The following is a 17,857-nucleotide window of genomic DNA, read 5'->3' as shown; positions in this document are numbered from 1 at the left end:
ATATAAAGGAGAAATAAACATGGCTCAACAACGTCGTGGCGGATTCAAACGCCGTAAAAAAGTTGATTACATCGCAGCTAACAAAATCGAATATGTTGATTACAAAGATACTGAGCTTCTTAGCCGTTTCGTTTCAGAACGTGGTAAAATTCTTCCACGTCGTGTAACAGGAACTTCAGCTAAAAACCAACGTAAAGTAACAACAGCGATTAAACGCGCTCGTGTTATGGCACTTATGCCTTTCGTAAACGAAGACTAAACATAATGCTCTCGCTTGAGAGCATTTTTTTATGGCTGAATTTAGGTAATCACCTCATGATTTCGAGATGTTATGGCTCGAAAAGTTTCATTTTATTCAATTTTTAAGCCTTCTTAGCTGTATGGAAATAAAGAAAAACCAACTGGTCTTTTCAATTACTCTTGAAAAGCTAGTTGGTTGTTTTTGGGTATGAGGATAGAGTCTTTTAAGAAATCATCGAATTTCTGGTCGTTAACGAGGATATCAAGGTTATCTTTGAAGACCTTGAAACGGTTAGACAACCAGTGTGTTTTGATGTCTGCCCAGGTGTTGAAGCGACTCCAGCGGTAAGGAAGTGTGGGATCTTGTTTTTCAAAGACATAAACGCTACCGTCTTTCTCATAAGCTATAGCAGTATAGATATTGCTAACATTATCGGAGCTATTTTGAAAGACTGATAGGAGTTTAACTTTTTCTGGAAACTTGAGTCCAGCTTTTTTCCAGGCTTTGAGGAGTTCATCTGTAGATTGGTAGTTGGGGTTATCCCCAAATAGGAGACTATAGAGGGCTTGGTCCTTGGCAGTTAACTCCTTGTGGTGAGATTTTAAATTCAGGTACTCATTTTGCAGGGGGAGATCTCGTTTAGTAAGATCGCTTGAGCTAGTCAGGAGGCTATGGAGGAGAAGAAAGGATGCTTGTCGGTAGTTTAAGTCATCGGTGAAGTGAGACTTATTATCTTCAACTATTTTCTCATCTAGGGAGGTGACAAACTGATTCTTATCCTTGCCAATTTTACTTTGCGTCCATTTTTTGACAACTGGTTGAATGCCTGTGTTTTCCTGGTTGTAGTGGCTGATATAAGGTTCTAGAGTATCCCAGTTTTTTGTGGGAATACCTTTGCTTCTTAAGTCTTTGGCTAGTTGCTTTTCCTGAGATGAAGTAGTTACGTTATTGAAGCTATAGTAAGCTTGATAGTTTTTTAGAGTAGTCTTATGCTTGTGGCTGCAAGCCATCAGTAATAGGCAACAAGCGATGATAAGTAGGGGGAATTTGATACGCATTTATTGGGGTTCTTTCTTTTGTCTGTTAGCTTTAATATTTTAGTATAGAAGAGCCAACTGTGTCAAGATTTCTGGTACAAAAAGACACCCCTCAGGGTGCTTAAATACTGCTTAAGATGCAGGTGCGTAAGTGCTTTGTACGTTGTAGCGACGTTTGAAGAAATATTTAGCAACACCCGCGACAATACCAATGATGAGAACGACAATTGGTGACAGTCCTGGATTGAGATAGCTAGGAAGAAGTGCCGTAAGGCTGAAGAGAGCAAACCATGCGATGAAAGAAAGTGTGATGATGGTCATGCTGAACCACCATTTTGGACGTTCTTCTTTTGGTTTGTTACTGTGGCGGTAAATATAGTGGTAAGGGGTATACATAGCAAGACCACCAATGAATGATACGGATAGAAGAGTTGTGAGGCCGTAGCTTGTTTGCGTACCAGAAAAACCAAAGACTGCATTCATGATGGCAACAATGGCGAGAAGGAAAAGTGAGGTATCAAGCCACATCTTCCAAGGTGTTTTGTCTGTTTCTGGGACTTCTTTGCTGGTCTTGTCTGAGTTAGGTTGTGGATGTTTTTCAGGAGAGAAACTAGCTGCCCAGACCGTTGGAGCACCAAGGAGACTGCGTCCTGTGATTCCTTTTTTCTGATTTTCAAGGAGTTCAGGAATGACATTGCCAAGGATGTCTTTGATTTCTTGGTCTGACTTACCGTCTTTGATAAGCTGATTGGTTGCGATGTGGATGAATTCTTGGTTTTTCTTGGTGAGTTTTTGGATGTCCATGAGATGACCTTTCGATAAATAGTATTAATTTTTTAGTTTAGCAGTTTAGGGAAAAGAAGAGGTTCTATGTTAGAACCATTTTTTCCTGATAAAGTAGATAACAACGCAGGATGACCCGAGGGCTGCCATGAAGAAGATGACCCAAAAGGCGTTATCTAAATCGTTTAGGGGCATAGAATTGTTTTTAAAGTTCATACCGTAAGCGGAGAAGATAACGGTTGGGATGTCCAGAGCCATAGTCATAAGAGCCAGTGTTTTCATGATAGTGTTCTGGTTATTACCGATGATAGAGGCAGACGTTTCAGCCATGGCGTTCAAGACATTTTCATAGATGCCTGCCATCTCAATGGCCTGTTGGGTTTCGACCAAGGTGTCTTCCAAGAGGTCTTCGTCTTCGATGTATTTTTTCAAGCTAGAGGCGTTACCTGTTAGCTTTTTGACAATTCGTTCATTCATCTTAAGTGAGGCTTTTAGATAGACAATGGATTTTTCCAATTCCATCATGTCAATCAGATGCTCGTTCTTTGTCGCATTTTCCAATTGAGCTTCCAATTTATCGCTCTGACGGTCGATAGAACGTAGGGCAGTTAGGTAAAGTTGGGCATTGCGGTAAAGAATCTGAAAGACGAAGCGTGTCTTCATGAAGGTGTAGAAGTTGCGCACACGGTGATTGAGGAAATTATCCATGAGACTGATGTCCTCGAGACAGGTGGTAACAACAACTTCATCCGTAACGATGATACCCAAGGGAATGGTGACGTAGTAGCTTTTGTTATTACGCTCTTCTTGGGTTGGAACGTCGACCAGAATCAAGGTATAGTCGTCTTCGACATCAATACGTGATGTTTCTTCCACGTCTAGAGGGGCGCGGAGGTCTTGGATATCAATGTCAAAACGTTCAGCGACCTTCATGGCCTCTTCCTGAGAAGGGTTTACCAAATGAATCCAAGCACCCGGCTCGAATGTCTCAATTTCTTTGAATTCTTTTCCAGTGGATAAGAACATTTGTTTCAATGGGAACCCCTCCTTTGTCATTCGTTAAGTGTTGGCATGTTTATCTCAAAATGTCTTGTCCGTTCTTGGACCAGAAAAAGTCAGATAAATCAGCAGCACTTAGCTTTTTAGTGATGTCAATTGAGGCCTAGAGACGATGTTCTTTGCCTATTTTACATACTCAACCATTATACTACATTTGAAACATTTTTGGGCTGGATAAATTGAAATTTTGTTATAATATGAGAGAAAGTCGGGATGGCGTTTCCATCCGTCTGTAGAAAGGAGTGGCAGTGGCTTTAGGGCTGGGGCCTCTTGAAAAATATGCAAGATAAGTTAGTGATTCATGGAGCAAGAGCTCACAATTTAAAAAATATTGATGTGGAGATTCCTCGTGACAAGCTCGTCGTCGTAACGGGGTTGTCGGGGTCTGGTAAGTCTTCTTTGGCTTTTGATACCATTTATGCAGAGGGTCAACGCCGTTATGTGGAGAGTCTTTCAGCTTATGCCCGTCAGTTTTTGGGAAATATGGAGAAACCTGATGTGGATTCGATTGACGGTCTTAGTCCTGCCATCTCCATTGACCAGAAAACAACGAGTAAGAACCCTCGATCAACTGTAGGGACAGCAACGGAGATTAATGATTATCTTCGTCTTCTTTATGCTCGTGTGGGTGTTCCCTATTGTCCTAATGGACACGGAGCTATTCAGTCATCCTCTGTGGAACAGATTGTAGATGAGGTTTTAGCCCTTCCTGAACGGACACGTATGCAGATTTTGGCGCCGATTGTTCGTCGCCGAAAGGGGCAACACAAGTCTATTTTTGAGCGCGTGCAAAAGGATGGGTATGTTCGTGTTCGTGTGGACGGTGAGATATATGACGTGACGGAAGTCCCTGAATTATCTAAGTCTAAGATGCACAACATCGAGGTGGTTGTAGACCGCTTGGTGAATAAGGATGGTATCCGTAGCCGACTCTTTGATTCAGTAGAAGCAGCGCTGCGATTAGCGGATGGCTACTTGATTGTGGACACTATGGATGATAACGAATTGCTCTACTCAGAGCATTATTCTTGTCCGGTTTGTGGCTTTACAGTTCCTGAGTTGGAGCCTCGTCTCTTTTCATTTAATGCGCCATTTGGCTCTTGTCCGACCTGTGATGGTTTAGGTAATAAACTGGAAGTTGATATGGATTTGGTCGTTCCTGATGCTAGTAAGACCTTGCGTGAGGGTGCACTAGCACCTTGGAATCCGATTTCATCCAACTACTATCCAGCCATGCTTGAGCAAGCCATGGAGCAGTTTGGCGTGGATATGGATACGCCATTTGAAAACCTGAAAAAAGAAGAGCAGGATTTGATTCTTTATGGGTCTGGAGATCGTGAATTCCATTTCCATTATGTTAATGATTTTGGTGGGGTGCGTGATATTGACATTCCTTTTGAAGGGGTTGTGACCAATATCAATCGCCGTTACCACGAGACCAATAGTGATTTCACTCGCAATGTTATGCGTGGTTATATGAATGAGTTGTCATGTCCAACTTGTCATGGCTATCGTCTCAACGAAGCGGCTCTCTCGGTTCGTGTTGGTGGTGAGAATGGCCTAAATATTGGTCAAATCTCTGATTTGTCTATTTCAGATCATCTTGAGGAAATCGATAGCTTGGAATTGGGTGAAAATGAAGGAATGATTGCCCGTCCAATTATCAAGGAAATCAAGGATCGTTTGACCTTCCTAAATAATGTCGGCCTTAATTACTTGACCCTTTCTCGTATGGCTGGTACCCTCTCAGGTGGTGAGAGCCAACGTATCCGTTTGGCGACACAGATTGGTTCTAACCTTTCTGGAGTCCTATATGTTTTGGATGAGCCTTCTATCGGGCTTCATCAGCGTGATAATGACCGCTTGATTTCAAGTCTTAAGAAAATGCGTGACTTGGGCAATACCTTGATTGTGGTAGAGCACGATGAAGATACCATGCGTGAAGCTGACTGGCTCATTGACGTGGGACCTGGTGCTGGTGCCTTTGGTGGGCAAATCATGGCCTCGGGAACCCCAGAGGAAGTGGCTAAAAACAAAAAATCAATTACTGGTCAATACCTGTCAGGTGCTAAATCAATTCCTGTACCGACGGAACGCCGTGTAGGGAATGGTCGTTTTATCGAAGTTAAGGGTGCCAGTGAAAATAACCTTAAAAATGTGTCGGTCAAATTCCCACTTGGGAAATTAATCTCAGTGACAGGTGTCTCTGGTTCAGGAAAATCGACTTTGGTTAATGGTATTCTCAAGAAAAAAATTGCCCAAGAGCTGAATCGAAATAGTGAGAAACCTGGAAAACACAAATCCGTGACTGGCATCGAGCATATCGAGCGCTTGATTGACATTGACCAAAGTCCAATTGGCCGTACACCTCGTTCTAATCCAGCCACTTATACAGGTGTTTTTGACGATATCCGTGACCTTTTTGCTCAAACCAATGAGGCCAAGATTCGTGGTTACAAGAAGGGGCGTTTCTCTTTCAATGTCAAGGGTGGCCGTTGTGAAGCCTGCTCTGGTGATGGTATTATCAAGATTGAGATGCATTTCTTGCCCGATGTTTATGTGCCTTGTGAGGTTTGTCATGGCACACGCTATAATTCTGAGACTTTAGAGGTTCGTTATAAGGGAAAAAATATTGCTGAAATTCTGGATATGACAGTTGATGATGCGGTTGATTTCTTTGCGGCTATTCCTAAGATTGCTCGTAAGGTGCAGACTATCAAGGACGTGGGACTTGGCTATGTGACCTTGGGACAACCCGCAACAACCCTATCAGGTGGTGAAGCCCAACGTATGAAGCTGGCTAGTGAGTTGCACAAGCGTTCTACTGGGAAGTCTTTCTACATTTTAGATGAACCTACGACTGGTCTTCATACCGATGACATCGCACGTCTTTTGAAGGTGCTTGAGCGTTTTGCGGACGATGGTAACACAGTTCTCGTGATTGAGCACAATCTAGATGTTATCAAGACCGCAGACCACATCATTGATTTGGGTCCTGAAGGTGGTGTCGGTGGAGGTACCATCGTAGCTACAGGGACTCCAGAGGAAGTAGCAGCTGTTTCAAAAAGCTACACAGGACAATATTTGAAAGAAAAATTGACATAAAGGAAAAAGGGCTCTCTGAGTCTTTTTTTGCTTTAGGCTGGTTTAAGTTGAGTTTGCTATTCTATGGTTAAGAAAAAAGATACAGGAGTCAGACTATGGTTAAAAAGCGTTTTTTTATAGGATTTAATAGTATTCTTCTAGCCTTATTTCTAGATATTTGTCTTTTAATCAGTATTCGCACAGTGGATCATCATGGTCATTTTCAATCAACTACGGATAAATGGGAAACCTTACTTTATGTTATAGGTATTTATGTTAGTTTCCTCCTTTTTGAGATGATTTTGTTTCTTATTATGAGATACCGTAAAAGTAAACACATTTTAGGACAAGTCTTATAGCGACTGGTCCTTATCATGTCTGATTATGGTGACATTTATGTCACTATTTTTTTGAGACAGGAGATTCTATAATAGAGGCAAGCCCTGTAAAGCTAACTACTAAAGGTTAGAAAATTAAGAGAGTAGCCGTATCTTTCGGCCTCAAATCTTATCTAAAAAATTGCTCAAGAACAGCTGTTTTTAGAGTTATTAGGGGTTAGAATGACCAGCTTTGAAAGGACCAGATATGGAGAAGAAAAATATGGATAAACAAAAAGCAAATCTTATTAATGGGTTGACCCTTGTTATTGTGATTGTATGGCTATTTATTGTAATGATGAACGCTACTTTAAGTTTTACAGAAGGCATCGCTTTTATTGACCATAGCCTTGTCTGGGCAACTCTTTCATTGGCTGTCTCTTTGTTTGCACTTAGACTAGCTAGTAAGGACAAAGAAAGATGATTTTCGCTAGTTACCTCTATAAGCTTAGACTGAGCTCATTGGCTCAGTTTTTTTGTGTCTTGCATTATTCTAGTGGGATGGTGACATTTATGTCACTATTTTTTCTTTGGATTCGCTTATATAATGAATTCATAGCTTAAACAAGGTTGTAAAGGCCTTGATTCTTTAATAACGAAAGGAGACGGATATGGTTATCAGTGTAATGGTTCCCTTGTTATTGTTTTTGGGTAGATAGAAAGGTTTAATACAGTCTTAAAAAAGGAGAATAGATGAAAAAAATACAATTTGTTTTGATGTCAAGCTTCGTTTTGGGAGCTTGTCAACTAGCGGTAATTAGTGGATCAGCAGATGAGCTAAATGCTAAGGAGGCGACTACCGAACTAGCCAGTGGTTCTGTTGAGAATGGTGAAGCGGGCAATGTAGAGGTTTCTTCTGAGAAAGCTTCCGAGCAAGTGTCTGAGAAGGTTGATTCTAGTAGTGAAAGCAAGGAAAATTCACTCTCTCACTCAGAACAGACAGAAGTGATTGAGGAGAAAGTTAGCTCCGAAGAGATTTCGGTCGAAACTTATGAAAAGAATCTTGAAAATGTGACACAAATCTCTTACAGCGACGTCACCAATATGCTAACTGAAGATGGTGGTGATCATATTCTGTATATTGGTCGGCCAAGCTGTTATTATTGTCGCCAAAATTCTCCCGTTTTAAAGGATTTTAATGCTTTAATCAATGGTCAACTCCTTTATTACAACACGGATTCGGATCATTTGGATCGTGATTCTCGTAAGGTTTTGTTTGATAAGTTGGGAATTCCGGGTACTCCGAGTGTGATTCACCTAAAAAATGGTCAATTGGTTTCTGGTTACTTGGGTAGTGCACCAGATGCTCAAGCTATTTATCAGGCCGTTTTTGCTGGCGAAAATGATAAAACTGAGTTGTCAGAGGTAAGGGAAGAGGCAGCAAAATCTGAAAATCCATTACCCGAGCCATCACCCGAAAGTCCGATTAAAGAAGCTGATAAGTCTTTAAACAGTATTTCTGAGCCATCAGTTACTAGCGTGATGTCTCAACTTAAACAGGTATTTTGGAGCCTGACAACTCTTCTTAAAAATTTTCTAGGGAAAATATTCTAATCTAATGTGTTTTTATTAAGAAATCAATCGATTTCTTAAATAAGATTATCGATCATTTACAAAAAGCGAGCCTATGTGTAATGCTTATAAAGTCAGAGTTTGATCTGGCTTTTTCTTTATGACCTCAAAAAAACAAGCTAAAATGTCAATTTAATCCTTTAAAATCTGAAAATTTGGTATAATTAACCTAAAATACCAAAGGAGTAATTCATAATGCAACGTAGACTTGAACGATTTGATGCTAAACTTGCCCAATCAGGGCTTGATGCCTTGCTTGTGACAGGACAAAATAATATTTACTATTTGACGAATTTCTGGGGAACAAATGCGACTGTTTTCATTACGAAAAATCGTCGTCTCTTTTTAACAGATTCACGTTATACGCTTATTGCTAAACAATCTGTGCATGGTTTTGATATTATTGAAAGTAAAGACCCCCTTAAAGATATTGTTAAACTGATTGAAGCTGACAAACTTGAAACAATCGGTTTTGATAATCAGGTGTCATTCGCTTATTATCAAGGGCTCCAAGCTATTTTTGAAGGTTACACTTTGTCACCACAAAATAACTTTATGGAAGAGTTACGTATGATTAAGGATGATAAAGAATTGGCGACTATACGTAAGGCTTGTTCTATTTCAGACCGTGCTTTCACAGATGTTCTTGATTTTATTAAGCCGGGTCAAACGACTGAACTCCAAGTGGCTAACTTCCTTGATTTTCGTATGCGTGAGTATGGGGCTTCTGGAACTTCCTTTGAGTCTATCATTGCTTCAGGCTATCGTTCAGCCATGCCTCACGGTGTAGCTTCAGAAAAGGTTATTCAGTCAGGTGAGACCTTGACGATGGACTTTGGTTGTTACTACAATCACTATGTTAGTGACATGACTCGTACCATCCATATTGGGGACACGACTGATGAGGAGCGTGAGATTTACGATATTGTTTTACGTTCTAATCAGGCTTTGATTGATGCTGCTAAGGCTGGTATGACACGTCGTGACTATGATAAGGTTGCGCGTGACGTTATTGTTGAAGCGGGCTATGGTGCCCACTTTACACATGGTATCGGACACGGTATTGGCCTTGACATTCACGAAATTCCTTACTTTGGAAATTCTGATGAGACCATTAAGGCTGGTATGGTCTTGACGGATGAACCAGGTGTCTATTTGGCTGATAAATATGGTGTTCGTATTGAAGATGACATTATTATCACTGAGAATGGTTGTGAGTTGATTACACTTGCACCTAAGGAATTGATTGTGCTCTAAGATTTGGAGGAAAGATTTATGCCAAACCGTCTTTCTTGGCAAGACTATTTTATGGCTAATGCTGAGCTAATTTCTAAACGTTCTACCTGTGATCGTGCTTATGTTGGGGCTGTTTTGGTCAAGGATAATCGTATTATTGCTACTGGTTATAACGGTGGGGTTTCTGAGACTGATAACTGTAACGAAGTAGGTCACTATATGGAAGATGGCCACTGTATCAGAACGGTTCACGCAGAGATGAATGCCCTCATTCAGTGCGCTAAAGAAGGTATTTCAACTAAAAATACAGAGATTTATGTGACGCATTTTCCTTGTATAAACTGTACTAAAGCTCTCTTGCAGGCTGGTATCGTTAAGATTACTTATAAGGCCAACTATCGTCCTCATGGCTTTGCTATGGAACTGATGCAGCAAAAGGGTGTTTCTTATGTCCAACATGATGTTCCAGAGGTTCGTTTGGGAATGGATGACTAGTTCTTTTCTTTGTAAAGAGCTTAGGGCTAGGGCCTGATTCTATAAAACATTTGAGCCCTACTGTCATTTATGGTAGAATAAACTGATAATAATTTTTACAAAGAGGTATTTAATAATGATTGAAGCAAGTAAACTCCGTGCGGGTATGACTTTCGTAACTAATGATGGCAAATTGATCAAAGTTCTTGAAGCTAGCCACCACAAACCTGGTAAAGGTAATACTATCATGCGTATGAAATTGCGTGATGTGCGTTCTGGGTCAACATTTGACACTAGCTACCGTCCAGAAGAAAAATTTGAACAAGCAATCATCGAAACAGTACCAGCACAATACTTGTACCAAATGGATGATACTGCATACTTCATGAATACTGAAACATATGACCAATATGAAATTCCAGTAGCTAACGTTCAAGAAGAATTGAAATACGTCCTTGAAAACTCAGACGTCAAAATTCAATTCTACGGAACAGAAGTTATCGGTGTTCAAGTACCAACAACTGTTGAATTGACTGTTACTGAAACACAACCTTCAATCAAAGGTGCGACAGTTACAGGTTCAGGTAAACCTGCAACACTTGAAACTGGTCTTGTGGTTAACGTTCCAGACTTTATCGAAGCTGGTCAAAAATTGGTTATCAACACAGCTGAAGGTACTTACGTATCACGTGCCTAAGCCTAACTAAGTCTTTCAAATCACTGGTTTGAAGGCCTTATTTTCCAAACTAACGGAAAGGAAACATGGGATGACTACAGAAAATATCGGTGAAATCGTTATTGCCCCTCGTGTGCTTGAAGTGATTACAGGTATCGCTGCAACTAAAGTGGAAGGTGTTTACGCCCTTCAAAACAAAAATGTCACTGACAGTCTTAGCAAAACAAGCTTGGGCCGTGGTGTTTACCTCCAAACGGAGGAAGATGGTACAGTAAACGCTGATATCTACGTTTCTCTTCAGTATGGCGTTAATGTTCCTGCGGTTTCGATTGAGATTCAAAAAGCAGTCAAAGCCGCTGTCTATGATATGGCCGAAGTGGCAATTTCAGATGTTAACGTCCACGTTGAGTCTATTGTCACTGAGAAATCACAAAAACCAGACTTGGCTGAATTGTTTAACGAGGATTTTTTGAATGACTAATATCTTTAAAGATTCACGTCGTGACCTTCGTGAGCGTGCTTTTCAAACGCTCTTTGCTCTGGAATTTGGTGGTGAAGTCCTAGAACAAGCGCATTTTGCTTATACCTTTGACAAACCAATTGGGGAAGAAACTGAAGTTGATGTACCAGCTTTTCTTCTTAACTTGGTTACTGGTGTTCGAGGAGATTTGGCTCAACTTGACAGTCAGATTGAAGCAAAATTGAAAGAAGGTTGGAGTCTCTCACGTCTGATTGTGACTGACCGTACCCTTCTTCGTTTGGGACTCTATGAAATCACGTCTTTTGAAGAAACACCAGGACGTGTGGCTATTAATGAAATTATTGAAATTGCTAAAAAATACTCTGATGAAACATCTGCTAAGTTCATTAACGGTGTGCTTAGCCAGTTTGTGACAGATGAAGCCTAAGACAAGGAAGTTGAAGCACTGTTTCAACTTCTTTTTTCTACAAATTAGACAAGAAAAAAATCGCAAGTGGAGATTTCTTGCGATTTTTTCTTTATATACTACCACCAGAAATGAGGTTTACTGGTAGTACATAATCACGATTAACGGGTTCGCCTTTAATTTTCTTTAGGAGAATTTCCACACACAACTTGGCGATTTCTTCCAAGGGTTGCTGGATAGTGGCCAGTTCGGAGTGGAAGTGACGGATAAAGGCAGTACCGTCATAACCAATGATTTTTAAATCATCTGGAATAGAAAGTCCTAGATGCTTCGCCACCTTCATAACTAGGATAGCTGTTAAATCATCAGAAACAAAGATGCCATCTGGTTTTTCACGAGAAATAATCGATTTGATTTCCATCTCACGACGCATGAGCGACAAATCATTTGGAACAGGACAGATAATACCTTGTTTGTCCAATTTATAATTAAAACCAAGCTGTCGAAGTCCCGTTGGAGAGTCAGAATTATCATAGCCTGTAATCATGACAATACGCTGACAGCCAGCCTTTAGCAGAGCTCTTGCGGCTAATTTTCCCCCTTCAAAGTTATCGGATGAGATAATGGGGATCTTTGGAGCCAGATTACGGTCGAAGGCGACAATAGGAGCTTCAACCTTCTCATAATCTTCGATACCAAGATTGTGACTGGACGAGATGATGCCATCACATTGGTTGGCGGCAAGCATCTCCAAATAGTCCTTTTCCTTGTTAGGATCATGCTCACTGTTACAGATGATTGTTTTGTAACCTTGTTTAAAGAGTTCGTCCTCAAGGCGTTCGATAAGCTCAGCGTAAAAAATGTTGGAAATATTTGGAAAAATCAAGCCAACGAGTTTGGCCGATTTTCCTTGAAGACCTCGAGCCAGGTTGTTAGGTTTATAGTTGAGTTCTTGCATAGCAGCGTGAACCTTGTCAATGGTCTTTTGTGAGAGGTAGCCCTTTTTGTTTATGACGCGGGAAACTGTGGTTGGGCTTACACCAGCAAGTTCGGCAACGTCAGTAAGCTTTGCGACCATAAATCACCTTAGTATTTTAAATCGAAGTAGTGACCAGAAACCTTTCCTGATACCACTTTGATACCAGTTTGTTCTGCACTTGGGAAGACACGGCTGGTGAAGACCTTTTCACCTTTGTTAAAGAAGATTTCAATGATTGAATTATCTACAAAGATGTTAGCTGTAGCAGCTTGACCGGCCTCAAGAGTACATTCACGGCTTGTGCCAAAGTCTGTAGCATACTGTTCACCAGCTTTAGAACGGTCAAGAATAACTTTTCCGTTTTCAGTATCAACGATAAGTGACAAGCCATTTCCTTCTTGGTCTGCGAAAAGAACAAGCTCGGTTTGACTATTAGCTTGGAAGTTAAGTTCAAGCTCGTAAGTATTAGTTGTAGCTGTTTTTTCAGCGAAATCTTCTTGGTTAGCACGTAAGCTTGTAATAGCTTCTACTGGGTATTGGTAAAGTTTGCCATCTTTAATAGACAACTCTTTAACCAAGCTCATAGCACCTTGGTAGTCGTATTTGTCAGTTGGATAGTCCACGTCTGGGAGACCAATCCAGCTAACAATAAGGGCACGACCATCAGGAGTGTTAAATCCTTGAGTAGCATAAGCTTCGAACCCGTAGTCCAAGTTAATAATTGACGTACCATCAACAAGGGCAGGTTTCTCAGGGTCGAAATCTTGGAAAATCTTATAAGTATTAGGGTAAATATTGCCATAGTCAAGTTCTTCTTTATCAAGACCTTGTGGGCTATAAAGAAGAACAGGTTTGCCATCTACAAAGACAAGGTTAGGACACTCAATCATGTACTCTGACCCAGTGCCACCAAAGTCAAGATTACCAACCTCAACCCAGTTTTCGACATCATTGTCTACTGCCTTGTAAAGTTTGATATAACCTTGTTTATCGTGGTTTTGAGCACCTACGATAGCGTAGAATTGTCCCTTGTAATCGAAGATTTGAGGGTCACGGAAGTGCCCAGTAGCGTCAGCAGGTTGTTTGATAAGAACCTTGTCGAATTTTTCGATTTTGCCGTCTTTATCCATCCAAGCGCCGATTTGACGTGGGTCACGAATCCAGTTTTCATCACGAACGTTCCCAGTATAGAAGATAAAGAGTTTATCACCGATTTGATAAGCAGAACCTGAGTAGGCACCGTGGCTATCATTTTCATGGTCTGGCAAGAGTTTGACACCAGTTTCTGTAAAGTGAACCAAATCTTCAGTTTCAGTATGCACCCATTGTTTCAAACCATGAGCAGCTCCAAATGGCCAACTTTGGTAGAAAAGTTGGAACTTACCATTAAAGTAAGAAAAACCGTTTGGATCATTAAGAAGCCCTGTTTCTGGTTCGATATGGTAACTTGCACGCCAAGGTGATTTAGCGACATTTTCTCTAATCTTTGTTTTTTCTTCGTCTGTCCAATCTGCGTATGGACGGTAACGAACTTCTGTTGGTAGATTCATATTTAGTAATCTCCTAATCTATTTGTTAATAATATAGTAAACGTTTTACCTATAAAAATCAACGATTTATAACAAAAAATAAAAAAATATGCTAAACGGTTGACATATGGCAGAAAGATGCTAAAATAGTTATCGTAAAGAAAAGCTAAACGCTTTCATACCAAATTTTATTAAGGAGAATTTTGCAAATGGATAACAAACAAATTGCAAAAGAAGTCATCGATGCCCTCGGTGGACGTGAAAACGTCAACAGTGTTGCTCACTGTGCGACTCGTCTACGTGTGATGGTCAAAGATGAAAACAAAATCAATAAAGAAAAGGCTGAGAACATTGAAAAAGTTCAAGGTGCTTTCTTTAACTCAGGTCAATACCAAATGATTTTTGGTACAGGTACTGTTAACAAGATTTACGACGAAGTCGTTGCTCAAGGTCTTCCAACAGCATCTAAAGACGAACAAAAAGCAGAAGCTGCTAAACAAGGGAACTGGTTCCAACGTGCTATCCGTTCATTCGGTGACGTTTTCGTTCCATTGCTTCCAGCAATCGTAGCGACTGGTCTTTTCATGGGTATCCGTGGAGCAATCAATAACGATACAGTTCTTGGTTTGTTCGGTACAACATCAAAAGCTTTTGCTGCTACTGATTTCTATACTTACACAGTTGTATTGACAGATACAGCCTTCGCCTTCTTCCCAGCCTTGATTTGTTGGTCAGCCTTTAACGTATTTGGTGGTTCACCACTTCTTGGTTTGGTTCTTGGTTTGATGATGGTTAACAACGCCCTTCCTAACGCTTGGGATGTTGCATCAGGTGCTGCTAAACCAATTTACTTCTTTGATTTTATTCCAGTAGTAGGTTACCAAAACTCAGTGCTTCCAGCCTTCTTCGTAGGTTTGCTTGGTGCTAAGTTCGAGCAATGGGTTCGTAAATGGGTTCCAGACGTTCTTGACCTTCTCTTGCGTCCACTTATCGTCTTCGCAGTAATGTCAGCTTTGGCCCTCTTTATCATTGGTCCTGTCTTCCATACTGTTGAAAGCTATGTTCTTGCTGGTACAGAGTGGATTCTTAACTTGCCATTTGGTCTTGCAGGTCTTGTTCTTGGTGGAGTTCACCAAGTTATCGTCGTTACAGGGGTTCACCACGTCTTTAACTTGCTTGAAGCTAACCTCATTGCTAATACTGGTAAAGACCCACTTAACGCTATCATCACAGCTGCTATGACTGCCCAAGCTGGTGCGACACTTGCAGTGGGTGTTAAAACTAAAGATGCTAAATTGAAAGCACTTGCTTTCCCTGCAACTCTTTCAGCGGTACTTGGTATCACTGAACCAGCTATCTTCGGGGTTAACCTTCGTTTCGGTAAACCATTTATCATGGGTCTTATCGCTGGTGCTGCTGGTGGTTGGTTGGCCTCAATCCTTAACCTCGCTGGTACAGGATTTGGTGTAACAATCGTTCCTGGTACTCTTCTTTACCTTAACGGTCAAGTGCTTAAGTATGTGATCATGGTACTTGTAACACTTGCTCTTGGTTTTGCTCTTACTTGGATCTTCGGTTACAAAGAGGAAGAAGTTGAAGCTCAAAAAGAAGTTGTTGCTGAAGATATTGCATCTGCAGAATCAGCTCCAGTTGCATTGCAAGCCGAAACAATCGCTGCACCACTTAAAGGTGAAGTTGTAGCTTTGGAAAATGTTAATGACCCAGTCTTCTCATCAGGAGCTATGGGTAAAGGTGCCGCTATTAAACCTTCAGGAAACCAAGTAGTCGCACCATTTGATGGTGAAGTGCAAATCGCCTTCCCAACAGGTCACGCATACGGTCTTAAATCTGATAAAGGTGCTGAAGTGCTTATCCACATCGGTATCGACACTGTCTCACTTGACGGTAAAGGATTTGATGCTAAAGTTCAAGCAAATCAACGTGTTAAAAAAGGTGATGTCTTGGCTACCTTCGATAGCTCAGTTATCACAGGTGCAGGACTTGACGATACAACTATGGTAATCGTTACAAATACTGCAGACTTCGAAGATGTTTCATCAGTAGCAACTGGATCAGTTGCTGAAGGTGCAGACTTCATCGCAGTTAAATAATAATCTAGAAAAGTCGAAGCTATTTCGGCTTTTTTAGTTAAATATCAGATAAAGAAAAGAGATAAGTTCGGGTGTCTAAGACTGGTGAATCGAACGGAATATAGATTGTCTTTTGCGCCACTTTTCTTTATATTAGGATAGTAATTTATAGATCACAAAAGGAGATAGCTTGCATATGGCTAAACTTTACGGAAGCTTGGAAGCTGGTGGTACAAAATTCGTTTGTGCTGTTGGTGATGAAAATTTCCAAGTCGTTGAAAAGACCCAATTCCCAACCACTACACCATACGAAACAATCGATCGTACCGTTGCCTTCTTCAAACGTTATGAAGACCAATTAGCTGGAATCGCCATTGGTTCATTCGGTCCCATTGATGTTGATCCTAACTCAGAAACATACGGTTATGTTACCTCAACGCCAAAACCACACTGGTCAAACGTTGACCTTCTTGGTTTGATTGCAAAAGAGTTTAATATTCCTTTCTATTTTACGACGGATGTTAACTCATCTGCCTATGGTGAGACACTTGTTCGTAAAGGTGTTAAGAGTCTTGTTTATTACACTATCGGAACTGGTATCGGTGCTGGTGCCATTCAAAATGGTGAATTCATTGGTGGTGTAGGTCACACGGAAGCAGGTCACGTTTATGTGCCTCTTCACCCTAATGATGTTACTAATGAATTTAACGGAACTTGTCCTTTCCACCGTGGTTGTTTGGAAGGATTGGCTGCTGGTCCATCGCTTGAAGCTCGTACAGGTATTCGTGGAGAATTGATTGAGCAAAATTCTGAAGTGTGGGATATTCAAGCTTACTATATTGCTCAAGCTGCTGTTCAGGCAACTGTTCTCTACCGTCCTGAAGTTATCGTCTTTGGTGGTGGGGTAATGGGTCAAGAGCATATGCTTCGTCGTGTTCGTGAAAAATTCACAGTTCTTTTGAATGGATACCTCCCAGTACCAGATGTGACTGAGTATATTGTTACCCCTGCTGTTTCAGGTAATGGCTCTGCGACACTTGGTAACTTTGCCCTTGCCAAAGATGTGGTTGATAAACAAGCAAACAAGTAAGAATTGTCGAATCGCTTTAAGAGATAATCTTAAGGCGTTTTGTGCTATTCAGGAAGAGTTATAAGGTCGGTGGTTTGACACTTGCCCGGGTTTAGAAAATCTAGGTAGGGTCGTCTGAAGACGGCCGTGGTATATGATATTTTAAGTGATTATATCGGTTAATAATGATGTTGCAGTTTGGAGAATTGATGGTCAAATGGAGGGTGCTGTCAATCCATCTAAAGAGGCTTAAATATGAGTAGAGAACAAGTTTTAGCAGACCTTTTTAAAGGCATCGAAGTTGGAGAGACCTATTATTTTGAAGGAGCTTATTACCGTTTGAAAGATTATGGCGACCACATTTATGGCTTGCAACGAGCGGTTCCAGGCATGTGTGGTGAAAAGACGGCCTCTCCCAGCCTTAAATTTCACTGGGAAAATGGGGCTTTGGACTATCAATTTTATGTGGATTTTGAAGCTAGTCCAATGCTTATGACGGCTTATAGCAGTTCTGACCGAGCTTTCTTTGATCGAGCCTTTGATAAGCTCTTGCAGGATTTTCAGAAAATCCAAGAGAAGCAAGAACTATCTGAGGAAAAATTCTAAAGTGATATTGTCGTTATTTTCAGTGAATCTAATAAAAAAGTTTTAGTTTATTTGTCAATCCGTTGTGAAAGGCTTTAAACTAGGGCTTTTTTCTTTTGTCAATCCTTGTGTGATTTCTTGTTTAAAGGGTGTTTTTGTGGTAAAATATGGAGATAAAG

Annotated in this window: 18 protein-coding genes; 13 read left to right on the top strand and 5 right to left on the bottom strand. The window is 40.8% G+C overall.

Annotated elements, in window-relative coordinates; translation table 11 throughout:
* The first annotated feature begins 19 nt into the window (after window positions 1-19).
* Window positions 20-259 carry a 30S ribosomal protein S18 gene (gene rpsR, locus PCY14_RS03800; protein WP_000068664.1) on the top strand — a complete coding sequence of 80 codons (240 nt, stop codon included), beginning with the start codon at window positions 20-22 and terminating at the stop codon, window positions 257-259.
* 155 nt (window positions 260-414) lie between these two features.
* Here rpsR and PCY14_RS03795 read toward each other — a convergent pair whose 3' ends face one another.
* From PCY14_RS03795 to PCY14_RS03785, 3 genes are all read right to left on the bottom strand, one after another.
* On the bottom strand, window positions 415-1,299 hold the full coding sequence (locus PCY14_RS03795; RefSeq protein ID WP_021152576.1) for a DUF4300 family protein: 885 nt from the start codon (window positions 1,297-1,299) through the stop codon (window positions 415-417).
* A gap of 111 nt (window positions 1,300-1,410) precedes the next feature.
* Window positions 1,411-2,082, bottom strand: a complete 672-nt coding sequence (locus tag PCY14_RS03790; protein ID WP_002889271.1) for a DUF1129 domain-containing protein — start codon at window positions 2,080-2,082, stop codon at window positions 1,411-1,413.
* Window positions 2,083-2,151: 69 nt separating this feature from the next.
* The gene (locus PCY14_RS03785; RefSeq protein WP_021152575.1) at window positions 2,152-3,096 is read right to left on the bottom strand and encodes a magnesium transporter CorA family protein; all 945 of its coding nucleotides are present in this window, start codon (window positions 3,094-3,096) and stop codon (window positions 2,152-2,154) included.
* 303 nt (window positions 3,097-3,399) lie between these two features.
* Here PCY14_RS03785 and uvrA point away from each other — a divergent pair, with 303 nt between their 5' ends.
* From uvrA to nusB, 9 genes are all read left to right on the top strand, one after another.
* Window positions 3,400-6,225 carry an excinuclease ABC subunit UvrA gene (gene uvrA / locus PCY14_RS03780; RefSeq protein WP_301363177.1) on the top strand — a complete coding sequence of 942 codons (2,826 nt, stop codon included), beginning with the start codon at window positions 3,400-3,402 and terminating at the stop codon, window positions 6,223-6,225.
* A 95-nt stretch (window positions 6,226-6,320) separates the two neighbouring features.
* Window positions 6,321-6,563 carry a DUF3923 family protein gene (locus PCY14_RS03775; RefSeq protein ID WP_301363176.1) on the top strand — a complete coding sequence of 81 codons (243 nt, stop codon included), beginning with the start codon at window positions 6,321-6,323 and terminating at the stop codon, window positions 6,561-6,563.
* A 241-nt stretch (window positions 6,564-6,804) separates the two neighbouring features.
* The gene (locus PCY14_RS03770) at window positions 6,805-7,005 is read left to right on the top strand and encodes a hypothetical protein (RefSeq protein WP_021146487.1); all 201 of its coding nucleotides are present in this window, start codon (window positions 6,805-6,807) and stop codon (window positions 7,003-7,005) included.
* 269 nt (window positions 7,006-7,274) lie between these two features.
* Window positions 7,275-8,135, top strand: coding sequence for a thioredoxin family protein (locus tag PCY14_RS03765; protein ID WP_021146486.1), 861 nt, complete (start codon window positions 7,275-7,277; stop codon window positions 8,133-8,135).
* A gap of 213 nt (window positions 8,136-8,348) precedes the next feature.
* On the top strand, window positions 8,349-9,410 hold the full coding sequence (locus PCY14_RS03760) for a Xaa-Pro peptidase family protein (RefSeq protein WP_021152567.1): 1,062 nt from the start codon (window positions 8,349-8,351) through the stop codon (window positions 9,408-9,410).
* A gap of 18 nt (window positions 9,411-9,428) precedes the next feature.
* Window positions 9,429-9,884, top strand: a complete 456-nt coding sequence (locus PCY14_RS03755) for a deaminase (RefSeq protein WP_008535587.1) — start codon at window positions 9,429-9,431, stop codon at window positions 9,882-9,884.
* A 115-nt stretch (window positions 9,885-9,999) separates the two neighbouring features.
* Window positions 10,000-10,560, top strand: coding sequence for an elongation factor P (efp, locus tag PCY14_RS03750; RefSeq protein ID WP_002889261.1), 561 nt, complete (start codon window positions 10,000-10,002; stop codon window positions 10,558-10,560).
* A 70-nt stretch (window positions 10,561-10,630) separates the two neighbouring features.
* Entirely contained in the window at window positions 10,631-11,020 is a 390-nt protein-coding gene (locus PCY14_RS03745) for an Asp23/Gls24 family envelope stress response protein (RefSeq protein ID WP_008535586.1), read from the top strand.
* On the top strand, window positions 11,013-11,447 hold the full coding sequence (gene nusB, locus PCY14_RS03740; RefSeq protein WP_002889259.1) for a transcription antitermination factor NusB: 435 nt from the start codon (window positions 11,013-11,015) through the stop codon (window positions 11,445-11,447). Before PCY14_RS03745 ends, nusB begins: the two co-directional genes overlap by 8 nt.
* A gap of 91 nt (window positions 11,448-11,538) precedes the next feature.
* Here the strand turns inward: nusB and PCY14_RS03735 are convergent, their stop codons facing one another.
* Together PCY14_RS03735 and PCY14_RS03730 are read right to left on the bottom strand one after the other, a co-directional pair.
* Window positions 11,539-12,504, bottom strand: a complete 966-nt coding sequence (locus tag PCY14_RS03735) for a LacI family DNA-binding transcriptional regulator (RefSeq protein WP_021146484.1) — start codon at window positions 12,502-12,504, stop codon at window positions 11,539-11,541.
* 8 nt (window positions 12,505-12,512) lie between these two features.
* Complete coding sequence (locus tag PCY14_RS03730) at window positions 12,513-13,955, bottom strand: sucrose-6-phosphate hydrolase (RefSeq protein WP_060933679.1); 1,443 nt, start codon at window positions 13,953-13,955, stop codon at window positions 12,513-12,515.
* Window positions 13,956-14,143: 188 nt separating this feature from the next.
* Here PCY14_RS03730 and PCY14_RS03725 point away from each other — a divergent pair, with 188 nt between their 5' ends.
* The 3 genes from PCY14_RS03725 (at window position 14,144) to PCY14_RS03715 (ending at window position 17,699) form a co-directional block, all read left to right on the top strand.
* The gene (locus tag PCY14_RS03725; RefSeq protein WP_021152565.1) at window positions 14,144-16,045 is read left to right on the top strand and encodes a sucrose-specific PTS transporter subunit IIBC; all 1,902 of its coding nucleotides are present in this window, start codon (window positions 14,144-14,146) and stop codon (window positions 16,043-16,045) included.
* Window positions 16,046-16,220: 175 nt separating this feature from the next.
* Window positions 16,221-17,114, top strand: a complete 894-nt coding sequence (scrK, locus tag PCY14_RS03720) for a fructokinase ScrK (protein WP_021146481.1) — start codon at window positions 16,221-16,223, stop codon at window positions 17,112-17,114.
* A gap of 234 nt (window positions 17,115-17,348) precedes the next feature.
* Complete coding sequence (locus tag PCY14_RS03715; RefSeq protein ID WP_021146480.1) at window positions 17,349-17,699, top strand: hypothetical protein; 351 nt, start codon at window positions 17,349-17,351, stop codon at window positions 17,697-17,699.
* Window positions 17,700-17,857: the final 158 nt, after the last annotated feature.

The sequence above is a fragment of the Streptococcus sp. SV2 genome (genome assembly GCF_030440175.1).
Classification (GTDB): domain Bacteria; phylum Bacillota; class Bacilli; order Lactobacillales; family Streptococcaceae; genus Streptococcus; species Streptococcus raffinosi.
The sequence above is the reverse complement of the archived record's forward strand: the minus strand, read 5'-3'. Positions and strand labels throughout refer to the sequence as shown.